The sequence below is a fragment of the Cellulomonas gilvus ATCC 13127 genome, assembly GCF_000218545.1.
Taxonomy (GTDB): domain Bacteria; phylum Actinomycetota; class Actinomycetes; order Actinomycetales; family Cellulomonadaceae; genus Cellulomonas; species Cellulomonas gilvus.
Genome location: NC_015671.1, coordinates 723,260 through 743,585, shown reverse-complemented (window position 1 = coordinate 743,585; position 20,326 = coordinate 723,260). Strand labels below are relative to the sequence as shown.

The 20,326-nt window shown below is 74.6% G+C and carries 18 protein-coding genes; 9 read left to right on the top strand and 9 right to left on the bottom strand.

Annotated elements, in window-relative coordinates; translation table 11 throughout:
* Positions 1-200: 200 nt before the first annotated feature.
* Genes CELGI_RS03435 through CELGI_RS03420 form a run of 4 tightly spaced genes read left to right on the top strand, consistent with a single transcriptional unit; the run spans position 201 to position 7,969 of the window.
* Positions 201-3,500, top strand: a complete 3,300-nt coding sequence (locus tag CELGI_RS03435) for an FtsX-like permease family protein (RefSeq protein ID WP_013882719.1) — start codon at positions 201-203, stop codon at positions 3,498-3,500.
* Positions 3,497-6,238, top strand: a complete 2,742-nt coding sequence (locus CELGI_RS03430) for an FtsX-like permease family protein (protein WP_013882718.1) — start codon at positions 3,497-3,499, stop codon at positions 6,236-6,238. Before CELGI_RS03435 ends, CELGI_RS03430 begins: the two co-directional genes overlap by 4 nt.
* Before the next feature lie 55 nt (positions 6,239-6,293).
* A complete protein-coding gene (locus CELGI_RS03425) occupies positions 6,294-7,268 on the top strand; it encodes an ABC transporter ATP-binding protein (RefSeq protein ID WP_013882717.1) in 975 nt (324 codons plus the stop codon).
* Complete coding sequence (locus CELGI_RS03420; protein ID WP_013882716.1) at positions 7,265-7,969, top strand: ABC transporter ATP-binding protein; 705 nt, start codon at positions 7,265-7,267, stop codon at positions 7,967-7,969. Before CELGI_RS03425 ends, CELGI_RS03420 begins: the two co-directional genes overlap by 4 nt.
* 78 nt (positions 7,970-8,047) lie before the next feature.
* On the opposite strand, the gene CELGI_RS03415 is transcribed toward CELGI_RS03420, so the two are convergent.
* The 3 genes from CELGI_RS03415 to CELGI_RS03405 all read right to left on the bottom strand — a co-directional run bounded on the left by CELGI_RS03415 (position 8,048) and on the right by CELGI_RS03405 (position 10,872).
* The gene (locus tag CELGI_RS03415) at positions 8,048-8,296 is read right to left on the bottom strand and encodes a TM2 domain-containing protein (protein ID WP_013882715.1); all 249 of its coding nucleotides are present in this window, start codon (positions 8,294-8,296) and stop codon (positions 8,048-8,050) included.
* Positions 8,297-8,414: 118 nt separating this feature from the next.
* Entirely contained in the window at positions 8,415-9,824 is a 1,410-nt protein-coding gene (locus CELGI_RS03410; RefSeq protein WP_013882714.1) for a PhoH family protein, read from the bottom strand.
* 286 nt (positions 9,825-10,110) lie between these two features.
* Positions 10,111-10,872 (bottom strand): isoprenyl transferase, encoded by a 762-nt coding sequence (locus CELGI_RS03405; protein ID WP_013882713.1) that lies wholly within the window; start codon positions 10,870-10,872, stop codon positions 10,111-10,113.
* A gap of 184 nt (positions 10,873-11,056) precedes the next feature.
* On the opposite strand from CELGI_RS03405, the gene trhA reads away from it, so the two are divergent.
* Complete coding sequence (gene trhA, locus CELGI_RS03400) at positions 11,057-11,806, top strand: PAQR family membrane homeostasis protein TrhA (RefSeq protein ID WP_013882712.1); 750 nt, start codon at positions 11,057-11,059, stop codon at positions 11,804-11,806.
* Between the two features lie 2 nt (positions 11,807-11,808).
* On the opposite strand, the gene CELGI_RS03395 is transcribed toward trhA, so the two are convergent.
* From CELGI_RS03395 to mca, 3 genes are read right to left on the bottom strand one after another with little or no spacing between them, the layout of a single operon-like run.
* Entirely contained in the window at positions 11,809-12,642 is an 834-nt protein-coding gene (locus tag CELGI_RS03395) for a carbon-nitrogen hydrolase family protein (RefSeq protein ID WP_013882711.1), read from the bottom strand.
* Positions 12,639-12,908 carry a hypothetical protein gene (locus tag CELGI_RS03390; protein ID WP_013882710.1) on the bottom strand — a complete coding sequence of 90 codons (270 nt, stop codon included), beginning with the start codon at positions 12,906-12,908 and terminating at the stop codon, positions 12,639-12,641. The genes CELGI_RS03395 and CELGI_RS03390 overlap by 4 nt, the downstream gene beginning before the upstream one ends.
* Positions 12,905-13,762 carry a mycothiol conjugate amidase Mca gene (mca, locus tag CELGI_RS03385; RefSeq protein WP_041574376.1) on the bottom strand — a complete coding sequence of 286 codons (858 nt, stop codon included), beginning with the start codon at positions 13,760-13,762 and terminating at the stop codon, positions 12,905-12,907. Before mca ends, CELGI_RS03390 begins: the two co-directional genes overlap by 4 nt.
* Before the next feature lie 141 nt (positions 13,763-13,903).
* Here mca and CELGI_RS03380 point away from each other — a divergent pair, with 141 nt between their 5' ends.
* Together CELGI_RS03380 and greA are read left to right on the top strand one after the other, a co-directional pair.
* Entirely contained in the window at positions 13,904-14,320 is a 417-nt protein-coding gene (locus CELGI_RS03380; protein ID WP_013882708.1) for a DUF4307 domain-containing protein, read from the top strand.
* A 297-nt stretch (positions 14,321-14,617) separates the two neighbouring features.
* Positions 14,618-15,103 carry a transcription elongation factor GreA gene (gene greA / locus CELGI_RS03375; RefSeq protein WP_013882707.1) on the top strand — a complete coding sequence of 162 codons (486 nt, stop codon included), beginning with the start codon at positions 14,618-14,620 and terminating at the stop codon, positions 15,101-15,103.
* A gap of 57 nt (positions 15,104-15,160) precedes the next feature.
* On the opposite strand, the gene ilvA is transcribed toward greA, so the two are convergent.
* Positions 15,161-16,360 carry a threonine ammonia-lyase gene (gene ilvA / locus CELGI_RS03370; protein ID WP_013882706.1) on the bottom strand — a complete coding sequence of 400 codons (1,200 nt, stop codon included), beginning with the start codon at positions 16,358-16,360 and terminating at the stop codon, positions 15,161-15,163.
* Entirely contained in the window at positions 16,357-17,736 is a 1,380-nt protein-coding gene (locus tag CELGI_RS03365; RefSeq protein WP_013882705.1) for an AI-2E family transporter, read from the bottom strand. The genes ilvA and CELGI_RS03365 overlap by 4 nt, the downstream gene beginning before the upstream one ends.
* A 327-nt stretch (positions 17,737-18,063) precedes the next feature.
* On the opposite strand from CELGI_RS03365, the gene msrA reads away from it, so the two are divergent.
* Together msrA and CELGI_RS03355 are read left to right on the top strand one after the other, a co-directional pair.
* Positions 18,064-18,741, top strand: coding sequence for a peptide-methionine (S)-S-oxide reductase MsrA (gene msrA, locus CELGI_RS03360; protein ID WP_013882704.1), 678 nt, complete (start codon positions 18,064-18,066; stop codon positions 18,739-18,741).
* A 142-nt stretch (positions 18,742-18,883) separates the two neighbouring features.
* Positions 18,884-19,987 (top strand): hypothetical protein, encoded by a 1,104-nt coding sequence (locus CELGI_RS03355; RefSeq protein WP_013882703.1) that lies wholly within the window; start codon positions 18,884-18,886, stop codon positions 19,985-19,987.
* Here CELGI_RS03355 and CELGI_RS03350 read toward each other — a convergent pair.
* Positions 19,984-20,322, bottom strand: a complete 339-nt coding sequence (locus CELGI_RS03350) for a SelT/SelW/SelH family protein (protein WP_041574372.1) — start codon at positions 20,320-20,322, stop codon at positions 19,984-19,986. The genes CELGI_RS03355 and CELGI_RS03350 overlap by 4 nt on opposite strands.
* Positions 20,323-20,326: the final 4 nt, after the last annotated feature.

Sequence of the window (20,326 nt, the reverse complement as noted above, 5' to 3'; positions counted from 1 at the left end):
CGATCGGAATATATGCGCCGGGCTCGCCGTCCGGCAAGGGGCTCGACCCGGGCACGGCGCCCGGGCGCACGCGCCGTCCTGCCGGCCGCCACCCATCCGTGGGACATGGGTGGGAACGCTCCCGCGCGTCGGTTAGGGTGCCGCGAGCGCGGGCACGAGGACGTCCGCCGCGCGGCCGAGGAAGGCGGGGTCCACGGGTCATGAGCTGGGTGGCACGCGTGGTCCTGCACCGCGCCCGCGCGCAGTCCACGCTGCTGCTCGCGGTGTTCGCGGTCACGCTCGTCGCGACGACGCTGCTCGGAGTGTTCACGCTCCTGCTGGTCACCAGCCAGGAGCGTGCGCTCCAGGTCGCGCTGGACCGCTCCGCCGCCGCCGCGACGCAGGTCGAGGTCCGCATCGAGACCGCGGTCGGCGAACCGACCGAGGCCACCGCGGCGGCCGACGCATGGCTGACCGACCTGCTCGCACCGGCGCCCACGACGATCGCGCACTGGACGACGTCGCCGTGGCTCGCGGTCGACGGGACGGACGACCCGGTCGCCCCGCTCGTCTACCTGGCGGACTACCCGGTGGTCCCGGACCGCACGACGCTGCTCGCGGGGGCGTGGCCGCGGGCGGTCCGCGAGGGCGACGACGTGCTGGTCGCCGTTCCGCAGGCCTCGGCCGAGCGGTACGGCTGGGACGTCGGCACGCGCCTGCCCGCGACGGGCCTCACCACGCCCGAGCGGCTGGACCTGCGCGTGGTCGGCGTCTACCGCGCCGAGCCACCGCGATCGGAGTGGGCGCGCGACCTGCTCGCCGGCCGGGGCCACGCCCCCGACGTGCCGTACCCCGGCACGTTCGGCAGCGTGACGGCCGACGGCTGGGGTCCCCTGGTGGTCGCGGGTTTCACGGACGACGAGGGTGCGACGCTGCCCGTCGCGGTCGCGCGCAGCGTCGCGAGCCCGGACCTGTCCTCGGTCGGTTCGGCGGACGTCGCGGCGCTGCAGACCCGCCTGCCGTCGGCCGAGCAGGACCTGGACGCGGCGCTCGCGGACACGGGTGCGGAGACGACTCTCGTCACCGGCCTGGACCGCACGCTGGCCGCACTGCGAGGCGACCTGGCCATCACGCGCGTCGGCGTGCTGGTGGTGTGGCTGCTCCTGCTCGTGGTCGCCGTGACTGTGCTCCTGCTGGCCGCCCGGCTCCTCGCCGACCGCCGGACCGCCGAGCAGACCCTGCTGACCTCACGCGGCGCGTCGCACGGCCAGCTCGTCGGGCTCGCGGCGCTCGAGGCCGCGGGCGTCGCGCTGGTCACCGCCGCCGTCGCGCCGTGGCTCGCGCGTGTGGCGTACGCCGGGGTGACCACCGTGCCGGTGCTCCGCGACGCGGGGCTGCACGTGGACCCGGGCCTGCCGCCCACGCTGTGGGTGACGTGCGCGGTCGCCGCCGGGGCGCTCGCCGCCGTCCTGCTCGCGCCGCTCGCACGCCGCCGCGTCTCGGCCGTGGACACCGCGCAGCAGGACGTCCGGCAGGACCGCCGGCAGGGGCTCGCGCGCTCGGGTGCGGACCTCGCGCTCGTCACGGTCGCCGGTGTCGCGCTCTGGCAGCTGGTCGGGCACCGGTCACCCGTGCTGCGCGACGGGTCGGACGGGGTCGATCCCCTGCTCGTCGCGGCGCCCGCGCTGGTCCTCCTGGCCGGGGGCGTGCTCGCCGGCCGGGTGCTGCCGCTGGTCTCCGGGGCGGGCGAGATCGTGGCGCGCCGGAGCCGTTCGCTGGTCGCGCCGCTCGCGGCGTGGGAGGTCAGCCGGCGCCCGCGGCGCGCGGCCGGCGCCGTCCTGCTCGTGACCCTCGCGGTCGCGGTGGGCACGTTCGCGCAGGGCTGGCTCGAGACGTGGCGCACGTCGCAGCGCGAGCAGGCGACCCTGACCGTCGGCACGGACCTGCGCGTGACGGACCCGGACGGCACCACGCTGGCCCAGTCGGCGGCGCTCGCGGGCGTCGACGGCCTGCAGGTGGTCTCGCCCGTCACGCTGCGCCAGGCGGGCGTCGGGATCGCGAGCGCGACGCCCGGGCCCCCCTCGACGCCCGAGACCACGAACGTGCTCGCGGTGGACACCCGGCACACCGGTGACCTGCTGCGCGGCCGCGTCGCGGGCGGCTGGGCCACGCCCACGGCCGGCCTGGCCCCCGCGCAGCCGGTCACGGGCATCCCCGTCCCCGCGGGCACGCGTCAGCTGCAGGTGGACCTGCGCGTCCGCCTGCAGGAGAAGGCCCCGGTCGTCGCGATCCCCTCGCTCGTGCTGCAGGACGCGCGCGGGACGCGCACCACGCACGACTTCCCGGCCGCGCCGGCGAAGAACGGTGCCGGCGAGGTCACGTCGCTCACGCTCGACCTGCCACCCGGGCTGGGCAGCACCACGGTGATCGGCGTGAGCACGCGCCTGTCGGGCGACGCCGACAAGCTGCTCGCGCTCGTCGACGCGGGCCTGGGCACGCACGGCTTCGAGATCACCTGGTCCGGCCTGCGCGCGGTGGGCGAGGACGACGCGACGACGCCGCTCGACCCGGGGCGTGCGACGTGGCGCACGGGCACGTCAGGGCCGAGCGGAGAGTGGGGCGGGGTGCGCATCGGTTCCACCTGGGCCGACGAGGACGGGCTGCACGTCGCAGGCTCGGTCGACGGCCCGACGATCGCGACGGGCACGGCCGGCACGGTCACCACGAGCTTCGACCGGGAGGACGTCGTCCACGTGGTCGTGACCCCGGGCGTGCTGGACCGCCTCGTGGCGGAGCCGGACGACACGCTGGTGCTCGAGGTCGAGGGCGTGACCGTGCAGGTGCGCGTCGACGCCGTCGTGCCCTACCTGCCCGGACTGCCCCGCACCGACGGCGTGCTCGTGGACCGCGACGCGCTCACCCGCTCGATGCTCGTGCTGGGCTACCGCGGCGACCTGGTCGACGAGTGGTGGGCGCGCGTGCCCGACGAGCGCGCGCGCACCACGGCCGCGGCGGTCCGGGCCGCAGGCGTCGGCGCGGTCACCACGCGCGTCGCCGCCACCGCGGACGCGACCGACGGACCGCTGCGTGTGGGCATCCCCGCAGCGCTGTGGATCGTCACGCTCGCGGCCACCGCGCTCGCCGTCGCGGGCATCGCGATGAGCGCGACGGTCGCGGTGCGGACCCGCCGCCTCGAGATGGCGCGGCTGCAGGCGCTCGGCGCGCGCCGCCGCTCGCTCGTGCGCGCGGTGGCCGCGGAGCACGCGGTGCTCGGCGTCCTCGGCACGGCCGCGGGACTGGGCGTGGGCGCGCTGCTCGCGCGCGTGGTGGCACCCGTGGTCACGGTCGCCGCCGACGGCACGCCGGCCGTGCCCGACGTCGTGGTGCAGTGGCCCTGGGCGACGTTCGGGGTGGTCGTCGGCGGCATCGCGGTGGCCGCGACGCTCGCGGTCCTGGTCACCGCGAACGCGCTGCTGCGCAGGGCCTCGGGCGAGCTGCTCCGGCTGGGGGACGAGGGATGAGCCGCACCACGCTGACCACGCGGCTGCGCGCGGTCGTCGCCGACGGCCCGCTGGTCGCGCGTCGGCGCGCCCGCACCGACGTCGGCCTGCTCATGCTCAGCGGCGCGCTGGTCGCCGTCCTGGTGCTCGCCGCGCTCCTCGCACCGCGCCTGGTGGCCGAGGTCGCGGACCGCGGCGCACGCCACGCCGTGACGCAGGGCCGGCCCGCGAGCGACCTCGACGCCCAGGTCCTGGTCGCGACGAGCCCCGTGCCCGGCGTGCGGCTGCCGGGCGTCGTCGAGGACCTGCGCGCGGACGCCGCGGTGGTCGCGCAGTCGCTCCCGCCGCTGGTCGCCGACGTCCTCGGCGAGCCGCGCGTCACCACCACGACGAACGCCTGGCTGGCCCGGACGGACGCCGGACCGCTCGCCGCGCGGATCGGCCACGTGCTGGCCACGCCCGGCGGCCCGGCGCCCGTGCAGTGGGTCGAGGGCCGCGAGCCCCGGCGGCTGCCGGACGTCGAGCCCGCCGAGGACCAGCCGCTCGCGAGCCTCGAGCGCGACGTCGAGGTCGGGATCAGTCGTGCCGCGGCCGAGCAGGTGGGCCTGCGGCTCGGCAGCGAGGTCGCGGTGCAGGGCCCGATGGTCTCGCGCCTGACCGCACGCGTCGTGGGGCTGTACGACGTGACCGACCCCGACGACGACGTGTGGACCGGGATGGCCGAGTTCGTGGGCCCCGAGCCCGCCGCCCCCGGCAGCAGCGCGGACGCCGCGGTGGGCTTCCTGGCCTCGGACGCCTCGCTCGCGGACGTGCTCGTCGCGATGCAGGCCACGGGTGCGACCACGCACTTCCGCTTCGCGGCCCAGCCGGACCACCTCAGCGCGACCGACAACGCGCCGCTCGCGCGCGAGATCCGCGCGCTGCGCGCCGACCCGGCGCCGCTGCGGCTCACCGACGGGCGCGTGCCCATGCCCGTCACCACGCTCGACCAGGTGCTGCTGGCGTACGAGGCGCGGATCGCGGGCGCGGCCGCACAGGCCTCGGTGCTGCTGCTGGGCCTGGCGACGGTCGGCGCGCTGACGCTCGTGCTCGCCGCGCGCCTGCTCGTGCTGCGCCGCACCGGCGGGCTCGTGCTCGAGCGCGCGCGCGGCTCGTCGGTCGCGGGCGTGGTGTGGCGCTCGGTGCTCGAGTCGGTGCCGCTGGTCGCCGTTGCGACGCTCGTCGCCGCGGGCGTGCTGCTGCTCGTCCTGCCGGGGAGCCACGGCACGTGGTGGCCCGCGGGTGCGCTGGCAGCCGTCGGCGCCGCGGCACCCGGTGCGCTCGCCGCGGGCGTCGCGCGGAGCTCGTGGACCGGGCGGCGGGTCCCGGCGAACCGTGCCGACCGGGACCGCATCGCGGCCCGGCGCAGGACGCGACGCCTGGTCACCGAGCTGACGCTCGTCGCGCTCGCGGTGGCCGCGCTCGTCTCGGTCCGCACCCGCGGCCTCCTGCCGGGCGACGCGGGCAGCGTGGACTGGCTGCTCGCCGCGACGCCCGTGCTGCTCGCGGCCGCAGCGACGGTCCTGGTGTCCTACGCGCTGCCGCCCGTGGTGCGCCGCCTGCGCGCGGTCGCCGCACGCGGCCGGTCGGTCGCCGGTCTCGTCGCAGCGGCTCGCGCCGAGCATGCGAGCCGCACCGCGGTGCCGCTGCTCACCATGACGATCGCGGTCGCGCTGGTCGTCTTCTGCGGCACGACGATCGCCACGGTCGACGTCGGTCAGGAACGGGCCGCGCAGGCCGTCGTCGGCGCAGACGCACGGCTCGACGGCCCCGTCGACGACGCGACGCTCACGGCGCTGGCCGCCGCCCCGGGCGTCGACTCGGTTGTCGGGTCCCGGGAGTGGCTCGCGCGCACGTTCGGGCGCAGCTCGGGCGTCGACGTGACGCTGCTCGCGCTCGACGTGCGGGCCTTCGCGCAGCGCGAGACCACCGAGGGCCGCACCCCCGACCCCGGCCTGGTCGCGCTCGCCGAGGCCGGCGCCGACGGTGCTGTGCCCGCGCTCATCTCCCCCGGGCTCGCGACGACCGCCGACACGTTCGGGCCGCAGGTGTGGGTCACCGACGCGTTCGTCGGACTCGACGTGCAGGGGGCCACGACGCTCGGCTCCGGTCCGACCGTCGTGGTCGACCGCGAGCGCCTGGCCGACGCGCTCGCCGTCCCGGTGCCCGCCGAGCGGACGAGCCTGGACGGCCCGGGCGCCGACGCGGCCGCGCGCAGCGTGACGACGCTGCCGGGCGTGACCGTCCTGACCCGTGCGCAGTGGCTCGAGGACTGGCAGAGCTCGCCGCTGGTCACCGGGCTCCGCTCGCTCCTGGTGGTCGCCCAGGTCACGCTCGCGCTGCTCGCGGCGGTCGCGCTCACGCTCACCGTGGTCGCGACGTCGCGCGACCGCCGGCGCACGCTGCACGTGCTGCGCACGCAGGGCCTGCCCGCGCGTGACTCGCGCCGCCTCGCCGCGGGCGAGGTGCTGCCACTCGTGGTCGCCGCGCTCGTGGGTGGCGTCCTCATCGGGCTCGCGGTGCCGTGGCTCCTCACGGGCTCGCTGGGGCTCTCGGAGCTCACCGGCGAGCCGGACGGGACGCGCGTCGCGCTGGCCTGGGAGCCGTTCGTGCTCGTCGTCGGCACCGTGCTGCTGGGGCTGCTGGTCGCGGTCGAGGCCGAGGCCCGCGCGCGCCGCGACGACGACCTCGCGCAGGGTATCCGGGAGGCCGAACGATGAGCAGACCCGCGGCCCCACCGCCCGCCCAGCTGTCCGCCACGACGAGGGAGCCCGCATGACGACCACGACGTACGACCGCCTCACGGAGCGTGCGGGCGCGCCGGCGTTCGGCCAGGACGCGCTGATCGTGTGCGACTCGCTCGTGCGCATCTACCAGTCCGAGGGCATCGAGGTGCAGGCGCTGCAGGGTCTCGACCTGCTGGTCGACGAGGGCGAGCTCGTCGCGATCGTCGGCGCGTCCGGATCGGGCAAGTCCACGCTGCTGTCCGTGCTGTCCGGCCTGGACGTGCCCACCGCGGGCCGCGTGCGCGTCGGGCCGTGGGACCTCATGGCCATGACGGGCGCGCAGCGCGTCGCGTACCGCCGGCAGATGGTCGGCTTCGTGTGGCAGCAGACCGCGCGCAACCTGGTCCCCTACCTGTCCGCCGCCGAGAACGTCGCGCTCCCGCAGGCGCTCGCCGGAGTCGGCCGCCGCGAGCGCGGGCTGCGCGCCGCCGAGCTGCTCGACCTGCTGGGGATCGGCTACTGCGCCGACCGCCGGCCCGGCCAGATGTCGGGCGGTGAGCAGCAGCGGGCCGCGATCGCGGTCGCGCTCGCCACCTCGCCGCGCGTCCTGTTCGCCGACGAGCCCACGGGTGAGCTCGACACCGCGACGTCCGACGAGGTGCTCGAGGGCCTGCGGATGGTCAACCGCGAGCTCGGCACCACGGTCGTCGTGGTCACGCACGACCCGAGCGTGAGCGAGCACGTGCAGCGCACGGTGGCGATCCGCGACGGCCGGACCTCCTCCGAGGTGGTCCGGCGCACCCACACCGCGGACGACGGCACCGAGCACGTGGTCGCCGAGGAGCTCGCGGTCATGGACCGCGCGGGCCGCGTGCAGCTGCCGCAGGAGTACCGCGAGGCGCTCGACCTGGTGGGCCGCGTGCGGCTCGCGCTCGAGGCGTCGCACGTCTCGGTGTGGCCCGACCGCCCGCGTGTCACGCCCGCACCCGAGCAGGCACGCACCGACGAGGAGGGGTCCCGATGACCGCAGCCAGCGTCCGGCCGGCCGACGAGCCGATGGTCGTCGTCGACCACGTGCGACGGACCTACGGCACGGGCGACGCCGCGGTGCACGCGGTGCGCGACGTCTCGTTCAGCATCGCGCCCGGTGAGCTCGTCGTGCTCGTCGGACGGTCCGGCTCGGGCAAGACGACGCTGCTCAACATGGTCGGCGGTCTCGACCGGCCCGACGAGGGCCGCGTGGTCGTCGACGGCCGCGAGGTGTCGCGGCTGGGCGAGCGCGGCCTGGTCGAGCTGCGGCGGGACGTCGTGTCCTTCGTGTTCCAGACGTTCGGCCTGGTGCCCGTGCTGTCCGCGGCCGAGAACGTGGGCGTGCCGCTGCGGCTGCGCCGGATCGCACCGCGCGCGCGTGAGGAGCGGGTGGCGCTCCTGCTCGAGCTCGTCGGCCTGGGCGGGCACGCCAACCAGCGGCCGGGCGAGCTGTCGGGCGGTCAGCAGCAGCGCGTCGCGATCGCGCGCGCGCTCGCCAACTCGCCGCGCCTGCTCGTCGCGGACGAGCCCACCGGCCAGCTCGACTCGCAGACCGGCGTGGCGATCATGGGCCTGCTGCGTGCGGTGGTCGAGGCGGAGCGCACCACCGCGCTGGTCGCGACGCACGACCCGGTGATGATGGCGCTCGCCGACCGCGTGGTCCGCCTGCAGGACGGCGTCCTCGTCGAGGACTGAGCGCGCGCGTCGACCGTGCACGGCCCGGGACGACGAAGGCCGGGACGCGCGTGCGTCCCGGCCTTCGTCGCGTCCTGGTCAGGCGTTGACCGAGTCCCAGCGCAGCGTCAGCCCGTCCGAGTCCTTGAACGACTGGACGAGCAGCATGATGAAGTCGATCAGCGTCCAGATGCCCAGCCCGCCGAGCGTGAAGATCATGGCGATGCCGGTGCCGACCTTGCCCACGTAGAACCGGTGGATGCCGAGCGTGCCCAGGAAGAAGGCCAGCAGCGTCGCGACGAGCAGGTTCTTCGGGCTGGTGCCCGGGGCAGCGGGGTACTGCGACATGAGAGATCTCCTCGAGAGTGCGGTCGGTCCGGCGATCTGCCGGCGGCCGGCTCGACCGTAGCGGTCGCCGGTGACCCGGTAGGTCCGGTTACCGGGTGAATCGCCCGTCCGGGTGACGTCAGACCTCGATGCCCTCCAGCAGCTCGGTGACCAGCGCCGCGACCGGTGAGCGCTCGGAGCGCGTGAGCGTCACGTGCGCGAACAACGGGTGCCCCTTGAGCGCCTCGATCACCGCCGCGACGCCGTCGTGCCGGCCGACGCGCAGGTTGTCACGCTGGGCCACGTCGTGCGTGAGCACCACGCGCGACGACTGCCCGATCCGGGACAGCACCGTGAGCAGCACGTTGCGCTCGAGCGACTGCGCCTCGTCGACGATCACGAACGCGTCGTGCAGCGAGCGGCCGCGGATGTGCGTGAGCGGCAGGACCTCGAGGATGTCGCGGTCGAGCACCTCCTCGACCACCTCGCGGCTCACCAGCGCGCCGAGCGTGTCGAACACCGCCTGCGCCCACGGGTTCATCTTCTCGGCCTCGGACCCGGGCAGGTAGCCGAGCTCCTGTCCGCCGACCGCGTACAGCGGCCGGAACACCATGACCTTGCGGTGCTGCCGGCGCTCGAGCACGGCCTCGAGGCCCGCGCACAGCGCGAGCGCGGACTTGCCGGTGCCCGCGCGCCCGCCCAGCGAGAGGATGCCGATCTCCTCGTCGAGCAGGAGGTCGATCGCGATGCGCTGCTCGGCGCTGCGGCCGTGCACGCCGAACACGTCCTGGTCACCGCGCACCAGGCGGATGTGCTTGTCGGGCGTCACGCGCCCGAGCGCCGAGCCGCGCGGGCTGTGCAGCACGAGGCCCGTGTGGCACGGCAGGTCGGCGGGGTTGCTGGTGGTGCCGGGTGCCGCGTGCGCGGCCGGGACGGCCGCGAGGTCGGCGAGCGGCAACGACTCGTGCTCCCACATCTGCGCCATCTGCTGCTCGGTCAGGTCGAGCGCGTCCATGCCGGTCCAGCCGGACTCGACCGCGAGCTCGTGGCGGTACTCCTCGGCCCGCAGGCCCACGGCGGAGGCCTTGACCCGCATCGGCAGGTCCTTGGACACCACCGTGACGTCGCACCCCTCGGCCGCGAGGTTGGCCGCGACCGCGAGGATGCGCGTGTCGTTGTCGCCCAGACGGAACCCGGCGGGCAGCACCTGGGGGTCGGTGTGATTGAGCTCGACGCGCAGCGTGCCGCCCTGCTCCCCGAGCGGCAGGGGCTGGTCCAGGCGGCCGTGCTGGATGCGCAGGTCGTCGAGGAGGCGCAGCGCGCTGCGCGCGAAGTACCCGAGCTCGGCGTGGTGCCGCTTGGCCTCGAGCTCGGTGACGACCACGACGGGCAGGACCACGTCGTGCTCGGCGAAGCGGAAGATCGCACGGGGGTCCGACAGCAGGACCGAGGTGTCCAGCACGTGCGTCCGACGGGGCTCGCCGCCCGGTGCCGCGGGGACGGCGTCCGGACCGACGGGGGTGTCCTGCTGAGCTGCGCTGCTGACCACGGCCTGCTCCCTCCGGCGCTACGTGCGCCGCAGAAGGCGCCTGCGGCCGGCGTCCCGTGGCGGGACGTGGTGCCGGCGTTCGGCGGCGGGACGGGGGCGGCCACGCCCTGCGGAGCAGGACCGGGGCCGGCCCTCCTCCCGGAGCGGATGCTCCATGGGCGGGACCTCCCGGGGACGACGGGGTGCCGTCCTCTGCTGCGGACGCTAATCCCGGCGCGGGACGCGCCGCGGCCGACACGCGCGCGCGGCAACACGATGTTCACGCGGCGTTCGGCGCCGCGACGCGTCAGCGACCGAGGCGACGCTCGCGCGCCACGTACGCGCGCACCGCGCGCAGGAAGTCGACCTTGCGGAAGTCCGGCCAGTAGGCCTCGCAGAAGTAGAACTCCGAGTGCGCCGACTGCCAGAGCAGGAAGCCGCCGAGCCGCTGCTCACCCGACGTGCGGATGACCAGGTCCGGGTCCGGCTGGCCCTTGGTGTACAGGTGCGCCGCGATGTGCTCGACGTCGAACGACTCGGCCATCTCGTCGATGCTCACGCCCTGCTCGGACGCGTGGCGCAGGTAGGCCCGCACCGCGTCGGCGATCTCGCGCCGGCCCCCGTACCCGACCGCCACGTTGACGTGCAGCCCGTCGACGTCGCGCGTCGCCGCCTCGACCTCGCGTAGCGCGGCCGCGGTGTGCTCGGGCAGCAGCTCGAGCGAGCCCATCGCCTGGACGCGCCAGCGCCGCGTGGCCCCCAGCACGCGCACCGCGTCCTCGATGATCGCGAGCAGGTCGGCCAGCTCGTCGGCCGGGCGCTGCAGGTTGTCGGTGGACAGCATCCACAACGTGACGACCTCGACCCCGACCTCCTCGCTCCACTCGAGCAGGTCGGCGATGCGGTCCGCACCCGCCTGGTGCCCGGAGGCGGCGGACCGGCCGATCGAGCGTGCCCAGCGGCGGTTGCCGTCGAGGATCACGCCGACGTGGCGCGGGACGCGGTCGCGGGGCAGCGTCGCGGCGAGGCGCCGCTCGTAGAGCCCGTAGAGCGGGTGGGGCAGACGCACGCACTCTCCTGGAACCAGTTCTGGTCGACCGGCGGTCGGCCCGGACCACCGTACTCGTCGGACCGCCCGACTCACGCCGCGTCGCGCGGTCGGGACGTGGAGATCGTGCGCGTGCGTCGACAGTCCTACCTACGGTGGCGTAACCTACGGGTACGTAAGTTACGCCACCACGACACGAGGCCCCATGACCCCGAACCCCGCCACCCAGCCAGGCGCGCTACCGTCCGAGCAGGACCGGCCGTCGCGACGGGAGGACATCGGGATGAGCGTCTCGCGCGCCGTGGAGCACGCCGCCGCGACCGTCAAGCCGCACCTGCGCGGCTGGGTGCACGCCGGGTCCACCCCGTTCGTGATCGCCGCCGCGATCGTGCTCGTGGCGCTCTCCCCCACGCCCGCCGCGAAGTGGTCGACCGCCGTGTTCGGGCTGTCCGCGATCCTGCTGTTCGGCACCAGCGCCGTCTACCACCGCGGCACGTGGTCGCCGCGCGTCGCGGGCGTGCTGCGCCGGCTGGACCACACCAACATCTTCCTCATCATCGCGGGCACCTACACGCCGTTCGCGGTGCTCATGCTCGAGCCGACCACCGCGCGCAACCTGCTGATCGTCGTGTGGTCCGGCGCCCTGGTGGGTCTGCTCGCACGCGTCTTCTGGCTCAACGCGCCCCGCTGGGTCTACGTGCCCGTGTACCTCGCGCTCGGGTGGGTGGCCGTCGCGTTCCTGCCGCAGTTCGGCCGCACGGGCGGCGCGGCCGTGGTGTGGCTCATCGCCGCGGGCGGCCTGGCCTACACCGTGGGCGCCGTGGTCTACGGCACCAAGCGCCCCAACCCGAGCCCGCGCTGGTTCGGCTTCCACGAGATCTTCCACGTGCTCACCGTGCTCGCGTTCACGTGCCACTACATCGCGGTGTCGATCGCCAGCTACCGCCTGGGCTGAGGTCAGTCGCGCGGCACCACGCGGTAGCGGCGGTTGGCGAGCGACGGGTTGTGCACGCGGACCGAGCGCAGGCGCTCGGGGTCCAGGTCCACCGTGCGGATCGCGGGCTGCTCGTCCATCGCGAGCCCGACCGCACCGTCGGGCCCGACCACGAGCGAGCGGCCCACCAGACCCTTGCCCGCCATGCCGACGGCCACGACGGCCGCGGTGTTCTCGATCGCGCGCGCGACCGCCAGGGCGCGCCAGTGCATCGCCTTGAGGTCGCCGTCCACCCACGCCGCGGGGACCACCAGCACCTCGGCACCCGCGTCGACCAGCCGGCGCGCCGACTCCGGGAACCGCAGGTCGTAGCAGGTCATGACCCCGAACCGCGTGCCCTCGAGATCCAGCACCAGCGGCGGCGCATCCGCGGGTCCGGGGCGGAACCGGTCCGACTCGGTCGACTCGAACGCGTCGTACAGGTGCACCTTGCGGTACACGCCGGCCAGCTCGCCGGTGCGGTCGATCGCGATGATCGCGTTGGTCGCGCGCCAGTCGTCGCCGTCGCCGGGCACGGTGGTGCCTGCCAGGACCGCGACGCCCGTCGCCGCGGCAGCCTCCCGCAGCCCCGTGACGTACGAGCCCGTGAGCGGCTGCGCGTGCTCGGGGCCGACGCCGCGCGGGTCGAACGCCGAGGCGTACTCGGGCAGCACCAGGAGGTCGGAGCGGACCCGCTGCGCCGCGACGAACGCGTCCCGTGCGACGACGAGGTTCGCCGCGTGGTCCGCGCTCGCCGCGATCTGCGCGAGCGTGACGCGCACCGACGGGCGCACCGGCGGGCGCGCGAGGCTGCTCACCGCGCCGGCCCGCCCTCCGGGCCCGCGGTGCCGTCGTCGGACGTCCCGGTGGCCGACCCGTCGGCCGCGCCCGCCTCACGCTCGCGTGAGCGGCGGTCGACGATGCGCAGGTGACGCGTCAGCGACAGGAACAGCACCACCATCGCGGCCGCGAGCGCGAACGTGAACACGAACCCCAGGAACCCCGGCGAACCGGCCCCGGCGGCCGAGACCGTCGTCGTCGGGCTGGGCGAGGGCACGGCGGCCAGCATGGTCAGGACGGTCATCGCAGCGCCTCCCGCACCCCGGCGAACAGATCGGTCTCGGGCAGCTGCGTGGGGACGCGGGACTGTGCGAGCTCGTACTCCTCGGTAGGCCACCGCTCGACCTCGACCGCGCGCGGCACCGCGAAGAAGAAGCCCTCGGGGTCGATCTGCGTCGCGTGCGCGCGCAGCGCGGCGTCCCGCCGGTCGAACCAGTCGGAGCACGCGATGTGCGTCGTGACCTCGCGCTCGGGGATCTCCCGGGCCTGCCGGGACTCGATCCAGTCCCCGAACGGCGACTCGCCGCCGGCCTCGAGGATGGCCTCGTGCACCGCGCGCAGCCGCGCGAGCGAGAAGCCGTGGTTGTAGTAGAGCTTGAGCGGCGTCCACGGCTCGCCGTGCCCGCGGTACCGCTCCGGGTCGCCGGCCGCGGCGAACGCCTCGACCGCGACGCGGTGGCACATCACGTGGTCGGGGTGCGGGTAGCCGCCCGTCGGGTCGTACGTCGTCATGACGTGCGGGCGGAACTCGCGCACGATCTCGACGAGCGGCGCGGACGCCTCCTCGAGCGGGACCAGCGCGAAGCAGCCCTCGGGCAGCGGCGGCAACGGGTCCCCCTCGGGCAGCCCGGAGTCCACGAAGCCGAGCCAGTGCTGCCGCACGCCGAGCGCGGCGGCCGCGGCCGCCATCTCCACGCGGCGCACCGCCCGCATGCCCTCGAGCCCGCCCTCGACCGTGCCGTAATGGGGGTTCAGCACGTCACCGCGCTCACCCCCGGTGCACGTCACGACGAGCACCTCGACGCCCTCGGCGGCGTAGCGCGCGGTCGTGGCGGCACCCTTGCTCGACTCGTCGTCGGGGTGCGCGTGCACCGCCATCAGGCGCAGCGGCTCGCCACCCGGCGCATGCGCGTGCGGGTGCGAGGTCGCGGGGACGGGGGTCGGCGGCACGGTGGGCTCGTCAGGCACGGGACAATGATCGCCTACGCGCCGCCGCACGCCCGCACGGAAGGACCACGCGTGACCGCCACGAGCCCCGCACCCACCCCGCCGGCCGGTCGGTACGGGCCCGAGCGCGCCGCGTCACGGCGCCCGCTGATGGTCGCGGTGGGGCTCGCGGTGGTGGTCGGCGTGGCCGTGGTCGCGTTCCTCGCGGTCGGCGCGCTGCGCGACCCCGTGCAGTGGAAGGACGTCGGCTTCACGGTCCAGGACGCAGGACGCGTCGACGTCACGTTCGAGGTCACCAAGGACCCCGGCAGCACCGCGACGTGCCGCGTGCAGGCCCTCTCGCAGTCGTACGGCGAGGTCGGGGTCGCGACGGTCGAGGTCGGCCCGGGTGCCCGCACGCAACGCGTCACGACGAGCGTGCCCACGGCCGAGCTCGCGGTGTCCGCGACGGTCGCGGGCTGCGAGCCGGTGCGGGCCACGACCCGCTGACCTGCACGCTCGGCGAGCCCTGCCGGGACGTGACACGCCCGGCCCGTGGGCGCGTGGAACCTGCTCACACCGGCCCGCGGGACGGCGGGATGGCGCCCGGTTGCTATCGTGGTCGTTTCGCACGCCGCCACGGCGGTGCTCACGTCACCCGACGCGACACCCGCCGCAGGTCGACACGCGACCACGTTGGACGGCGACACCCCATGACCTGACACCGGTGTCCGGTCACGCCTGCGGCCCGGCCGCGGCGCGACGGACACCACGCAGGGCGACCACGAAGGCAAGGAAGGAGCGATCGTGACCGACACGACTGCGGCCACATGGCTGACGCAGGAGGCCTACGACCGCCTCAGCGCCGAGCTCGAGGACCTCAAGGGCCCGCGACGCGAGGAGATCACGCAGCGCATCTCGGCTGCGCGCGACGAGGGCGACCTGAAGGAGAACGGCGGCTACCACGCCGCACGTGAGGAGCAGGGCAAGAACGAGGCCCGCATCCGCGAGCTCGAGGCCAAGCTCCGCAACGTGCAGATCGGCACGCCGCCTGACGACGGCGTCGTCGAGCCCGGCATGGTCGTGACCGCCGTGGTCGCGGGCGACGAGGAGCAGTTCCTGCTCGGCTCGCGCGAGATGGCCGGCACCACCGAGATCCAGGTCTTCTCCCCCACGTCGCCCCTGGGCGCGTCGATCAACGGCAAGTCCGTCGGCGACACGACCAGCTACGAGGCACCGAACGGCCGCGAGATCGAGGTCAAGATCCTCGACGCGAAGCCCTTCACGGGCTGAGACCCGCACCGCCGGCAGGGCGTCGACCGCACACCGCGGTCGGCGCCCTGCTGCACGTCAGTCGGTCAGCCGGTAGCCGGCCGCGCGCAACGCGTGCATCACGGCCGAGCAGTGGTCCGGCCCCTTCGTCTCGACCTGCACCTCGATCGCGACCTCGTCGACCGCGAGCTCGCCCTGCGTGCGCACGTGCGAGACGTGCATGACGTTGGCACCCGTGGCCGCCAGGTCCCGCAGCAGGTCCGCGAGCGCCCCGGGCCGGTCCGCGATGCGGACGTGCAGCCACAGGAAGCGGCCCGCTGACGCCAGACCGTGTCGCACCACGCGCAGCAGCACCTGCGGGTCCATGTTGCCGCCGGACAGGATCGCCACCACGGGGCCCTCGAACTGCCCCGGGGCGGCCATGAGCGCGGCGACCGCGGCCGCGCCCGACGGCTCGACCAGCAGCTTGGCGCGCTCCGCGACCAGCAGCAGCGCGCGGGACAGGTCCTCCTCGGACACCGTGCGGATCTCGATGCCGGCGTGCGCGAGCACGTCGAACGGCACGTCGCCCGGCAGGCCCACGGCGATGCCGTCGGCCATGGTGCGCAGCTCGGGCGCGGGGATCGGGTGGCCCGCCGCGAGCGAGGCGGGGTAGGACGCGGCGTGCGCGGCCTGGACGCCGACCACACGCACCTGCGGGCGCAGCGCCGCGAGCGCGGTGACCACGCCGGCCGCGAGCCCGCCGCCCCCCACGGGGACCAGCACGGTCGCGACGTCGGGCACCTGCTCGACGATCTCCAGACCGATGGTGCCCTGCCCCGCCACGACGTCGGGGTGGTCGAACGGGTGGATGAGGACGGCACCCGTGCGCTCGGCGTACGCACGCGCGTGCTGCAGGGCCTCGTCGACGCTCGTGCCCGCGAGCTCGACGCGCGCGCCGTACTCGCGCGTCGCCGCGATCTTGGGCAGCGCGGCGTCCACGGGCATGACGACCATCGCGTCGATGCCGAGCAGCCGCGCCGCGAGCGCGACACCCTGCGCGTGGTTGCCCGCGCTGGCCGCCACGACTCCCCGCGCACGCTCGTCGTCCGTCAGGCCGGACATCCGCACGTACGCGCCGCGGATCTTGAACGAGCCCGCGCGCTGCAGGTTCTCGCACTTGAGCAGCACGCGCGCGCCGGCGATCTCGGACAGCGCGCGGCTCGACTCGACCGGGGTGCGCTCGGCGACGCCGTCCAGCAGCGCCGCGGCGCGGCGCACGTCCTCGATCGTCGTCACCGCGCGTCGCCCGTCCGCCCGGCCTCCGGGCCTTCCGGGCCCTTCGTGCCGTCGGAGCCGTCGCCCGCGTCGTCGAGGTCCGTGGACGCGCCCTCGTCGGCGCCCACCGCGGGGTCCTCGCCCAGCGCACGTGCGTCCGCACCCGCGGCCCGCTCGACCTCGAGCTCGTTGACCTGAGCGATCGCGCGTTCGAGCACCGGGTGCCGGTGCGGGCGCAGCAGCACGTGGTCGTCCTGCCCCAGCTGCGGGAACTTGTCGTGCCCGTGCAGGTAGAGGATCACGGTGTTGAGGACCGCGATGATCGGCACCGCGAACAGCGCACCCAGGATCCCGGCCATGAACGAGCCCGCGGCCACGCCCAGCAGCACCGCGACGGGGTGCAGCGAGACCGCGTGACCCATGAGGAACGGCTGCAGCACGTGCCCCTCGAGCTGCTGCACCGCCAGGACGATCGCGAGCATGATCAGCGCGACCACGGGGCCGTGCGTCACCAGCGCGACGAGCACCGCGATCGCACCCGTGACCACCGCGCCCACGATCGGGATGAACGAGCCCAGGAACACCAGGATGGCCAGCGGGAAGGCGAGCGGGACCTGCAGGATCGCGGCGCCCACCCCGATGCCCGTCGCGTCGACCGCCGCGACCAGGATCTGCGTGCGCGTGTACGCCCCGAGCGTCACCAGACCGCGGCGGCCCGCCTGGTGCACGTGCTCGCGCGAGCCGCGCGGCAGCAGCCCGACCACCCACGACCAGATGGTCCGGCCGTCCAGCAGGAAGAAGAACGTGCAGAACAACGCGATGACCGCACCCGCGAGCACATGGCCGACCGTGACCGTCGCGTGCAGCGCGCCGGCGGCGATGCTCGAGCTGTTGCTGGACGCCGCCTTCTGCGCCTGGTCCAGCCACGTGTCGAGCTGGTCCGTGGACAGGTGCAGCGGCCCGTCCGCGAGCCAGGCCGTCACCTGGTCGATGCCCTGGCGCGCCTGGTCCCACAGGTCGGCGATGCCGAGCGCGACGGACCGCCCCGCCAGGACCAGCAGCCCGACGACGACCACGACCATGCCGATCACCGCGATCGCGACGGCGGCCCCGCGCCGCAGCCGCACGCGCCGCTCGAGCCAGCCGACGAGCGGGTGCAGCAGCACGGCGAGCAGGAGTGCCACCGCGACCGGCACCACGACGAGCTTGAGGTAGCCGACCAGGGCGATCACCACGGCCGCGGCAGCCGCGATCAGCAGCAGCCGCCAGGACCACGCGGCGGCCTGGCGGACCGGCAGCGGCACCGCGGCCGCGGGATCGCTCGCACGCTCGTCGGGTGCGGTGACCTGGTGCGGGACGGCGGGGGCCTTCGCGGCCGGGTCGGGCGTGCGCGTCATCCGCCCAGGCTACGTGCCACCGGGTGGACGGCGTCGTTCCCCCCGCCGCCGCCCACCCGTTGGTCGTACGGGCTCCCCCGATCCGTACGACCGTCACATGGCACGCAACCGTCACCGGTGAGCGCGTAGTAGCGCTCCCATCGTGCAGGGACCCACGCTAGGTCACACAGGGGCGCGGTGGGAAGCACCCGTCCACCACGAACCGGACCACGGTCCAGGTCCACCCCGCGGGAACAGCCGCTCCGGGGGGACGGTTGTGCTGCCACGGAGGGAGCCGCCGCCGCCAGCCCGCGGCCGGCGTCCACCCCCTCCGGAGAGGACTCCACCATGACGTACCTCAACTCACTGCTCGGCTCCGGCCTGCGCTCGACGATGGTCACGCGCGAGCGCGCGCTGGCCGGCCGCGACGGCTACGCGCACCCGATCGCCCCGACCCACACCGTGCTCGGCACGCCCCTGCAGGGCCCGTGGCCCGAGGGCACGCGCGTCCTGTACGTGGCCATGGGCTGCTTCTGGGGCGCCGAGCGCGCGTTCTGGCAGCTGCCCGGCGTGGTCACCACCGCCGTCGGCTACCAGGGCGGGTTCACCCCGTACCCCTCCTACCAGGAGGTCTGCACGGGCATGACCGGCCACACCGAGATGGTGCTGGTCGCCTACGACCCCGCCGTCGTCAGCGACACCGACGTGCTGCAGCGGTTCTGGGAGTCGCACGACCCCACGCAGGGCTACCGGCAGGGCAACGACATCGGCACGCAGTACCGGTCGGCGATCTTCACGACCACGCCCGAGCAGGCCGCGGCCGCACTCACCACGCGTGACGCGTACGCACCGCGACTGGCCGCGGCGGGCTACGGGCAGATCACCACCGAGATCCGGACGGCCGACGAGGCAGGCGCGTTCTACTACGCCGAGGACTACCACCAGCAGTACCTGGACAAGAACCCGGACGGCTACTGCGGGCTCGGCGGCACGGGCGTCTCCTGCCCGCTGCCCACGGGCGCGTAGCCCTCGCTCGCGCGGCGGTGCCGCATCACTCCTGCTCGGCCACGCGGACCGCGTGGCCGAGCGGCGGCGGGCAGGAAAAAGCCCCAGGCGCTTGGATCAGAGGCGACACTGGGGCGTTCATGTACAAGGCTAACATGACCCGATGAGTGAGTCAGCGACGAGCCCTCATCCTTCTCGAGATGCGGTCTGGGAGCTCCTGTCAGAGCCTCGCCTCGCCCCCTACCTCAGGGCCGCCGACGACGACCGGTCGACCGCGGTCGCGCTCTACGAATGGAACGCCAAGACGGCGGCGGCCGCCTTTGAGACCGTCGGACATCTGGAGGTGCTCCTCCGCAATGCTCTTGATCGCGCGTTGACGCATCACTTCGACGAGCACCGCCGCGGAATCGCCTGGTTCCTGCTCGAGACGCCAGGCGGTCAGGAAGTCGCTGCTCAGGTCGATGCGGTTCGTGCCCGCCTCCGCGCTCGGGGCCAGGAGAGCCGACATCAGATCGTCGCGGGACTGAGCTTTGGGTTCTGGAGTGGGCTCCTCGGACCCCGCTATGAAGACGTGTGGCGCGAGTCGCTGCACAAGGCATTCCCCAACGGCAATGGCCAGCGGAAGCAGGTCTCAGCGGCAGTCGAGCGGGTCAGGAAATTCCGCAACCGCCTGGCTCACCACGACTCGATGATCAACGTCGACGTTCCGTTCGAGATCCGCCAGGTCATCGAAGTCGCGAGCTACATCTCGACAGATGCAGCCGCGTGGCTCACGGACGTCTCGCGGGCGATGGACGTCTACCGCGAACGCCCCGTGACCGTCCAGGACACGGTCGTAGTGCCGGCCCGGGAAGCATGGCGCATGTACGAACTCCACCACGCCTACGTCTGCCAGGCGGGCCGCACCTTCCGTCCGATCACGCGCATGGCCTTCTACGCCGAGCAGTCGATCAAGGCCGACGTCCCTCTGATCGTGCACCGTCGCGACAACGTGGAATGGACCGACGACGAGGCGGCACGACTCCTCGCCTCTACGGACCGCTTCGACCGCAAGATCGCGCCCTTGATATCTGCGTTCCGATCGGCAGGCTGGACCGAGGGCCGATACCAGGTCTTCTTGCTCACGCGTCCGGGTGACGCCAGGCACCGAGCGCTGACGTCGCCACTCCCACATGCGGGTGTGGGGCGAGGCTCCGCGTTCGTGCAGCGCCAGCGCTACACGTCTCTCCACGCGCTCGAGGTGGCGTCCAGCACGTCTGACCTCTAGCTCGGCGACGCTGTGCCGGCCTCGGGGCCCTGCTCGGCCACGCGGTCCGCGTGGCCGAGCGGCTTGTCCGGGGCGACCGCGTCGCGCACGCGGCGCTTGAGGTCCACCACGTCCGGGAAGCCGCCGTCCGCGGCGCGGTCCCACAGCACCACGGCCTCGTCGTCGGACGCACCGGCGGGCCACGCCTCGACGACGAACACGCCGCCGGTCCCGGGGCGCAGCGCGACCTCCGCGAGCTCACGGTGGAACGTGGTCAGCAGCTCCTGCGCGTACCACGCCGCACGCAGCAGCCACCGACACTGCGTGCAGTACGTGATCCGGACGCGCGGCGTCATGGCG

Bases quoted from the DNA above. Each gene is read 5' to 3' on its own strand.
- trhA (WP_013882712.1), top strand. From the start codon at position 11,057: ATGACCCCGAACCCCGCCACCCAGCCAGGCGCGCTACCGTCCGAGCAG.
- CELGI_RS03350 (WP_041574372.1), bottom strand. From the start codon at position 20,322: ATGACGCCGCGCGTCCGGATCACGTACTGCACGCAGTGTCGGTGGCTG.
- CELGI_RS03365 (WP_013882705.1), bottom strand. From the start codon at position 17,736: ATGACGCGCACGCCCGACCCGGCCGCGAAGGCCCCCGCCGTCCCGCAC.
- CELGI_RS03420 (WP_013882716.1), top strand. From the start codon at position 7,265: ATGACCGCAGCCAGCGTCCGGCCGGCCGACGAGCCGATGGTCGTCGTC.
- CELGI_RS03425 (WP_013882717.1), top strand. From the start codon at position 6,294: ATGACGACCACGACGTACGACCGCCTCACGGAGCGTGCGGGCGCGCCG.
- mca (WP_041574376.1), bottom strand. From the start codon at position 13,762: ATGGCGGTGCACGCGCACCCCGACGACGAGTCGAGCAAGGGTGCCGCC.
- CELGI_RS03390 (WP_013882710.1), bottom strand. From the start codon at position 12,908: ATGACCGTCCTGACCATGCTGGCCGCCGTGCCCTCGCCCAGCCCGACG.
- CELGI_RS03415 (WP_013882715.1), bottom strand. From the start codon at position 8,296: ATGTCGCAGTACCCCGCTGCCCCGGGCACCAGCCCGAAGAACCTGCTC.
- CELGI_RS03435 (WP_013882719.1), top strand. From the start codon at position 201: ATGAGCTGGGTGGCACGCGTGGTCCTGCACCGCGCCCGCGCGCAGTCC.
- CELGI_RS03355 (WP_013882703.1), top strand. From the start codon at position 18,884: ATGAGTGAGTCAGCGACGAGCCCTCATCCTTCTCGAGATGCGGTCTGG.
- CELGI_RS03430 (WP_013882718.1), top strand. From the start codon at position 3,497: ATGAGCCGCACCACGCTGACCACGCGGCTGCGCGCGGTCGTCGCCGAC.
- msrA (WP_013882704.1), top strand. From the start codon at position 18,064: ATGACGTACCTCAACTCACTGCTCGGCTCCGGCCTGCGCTCGACGATG.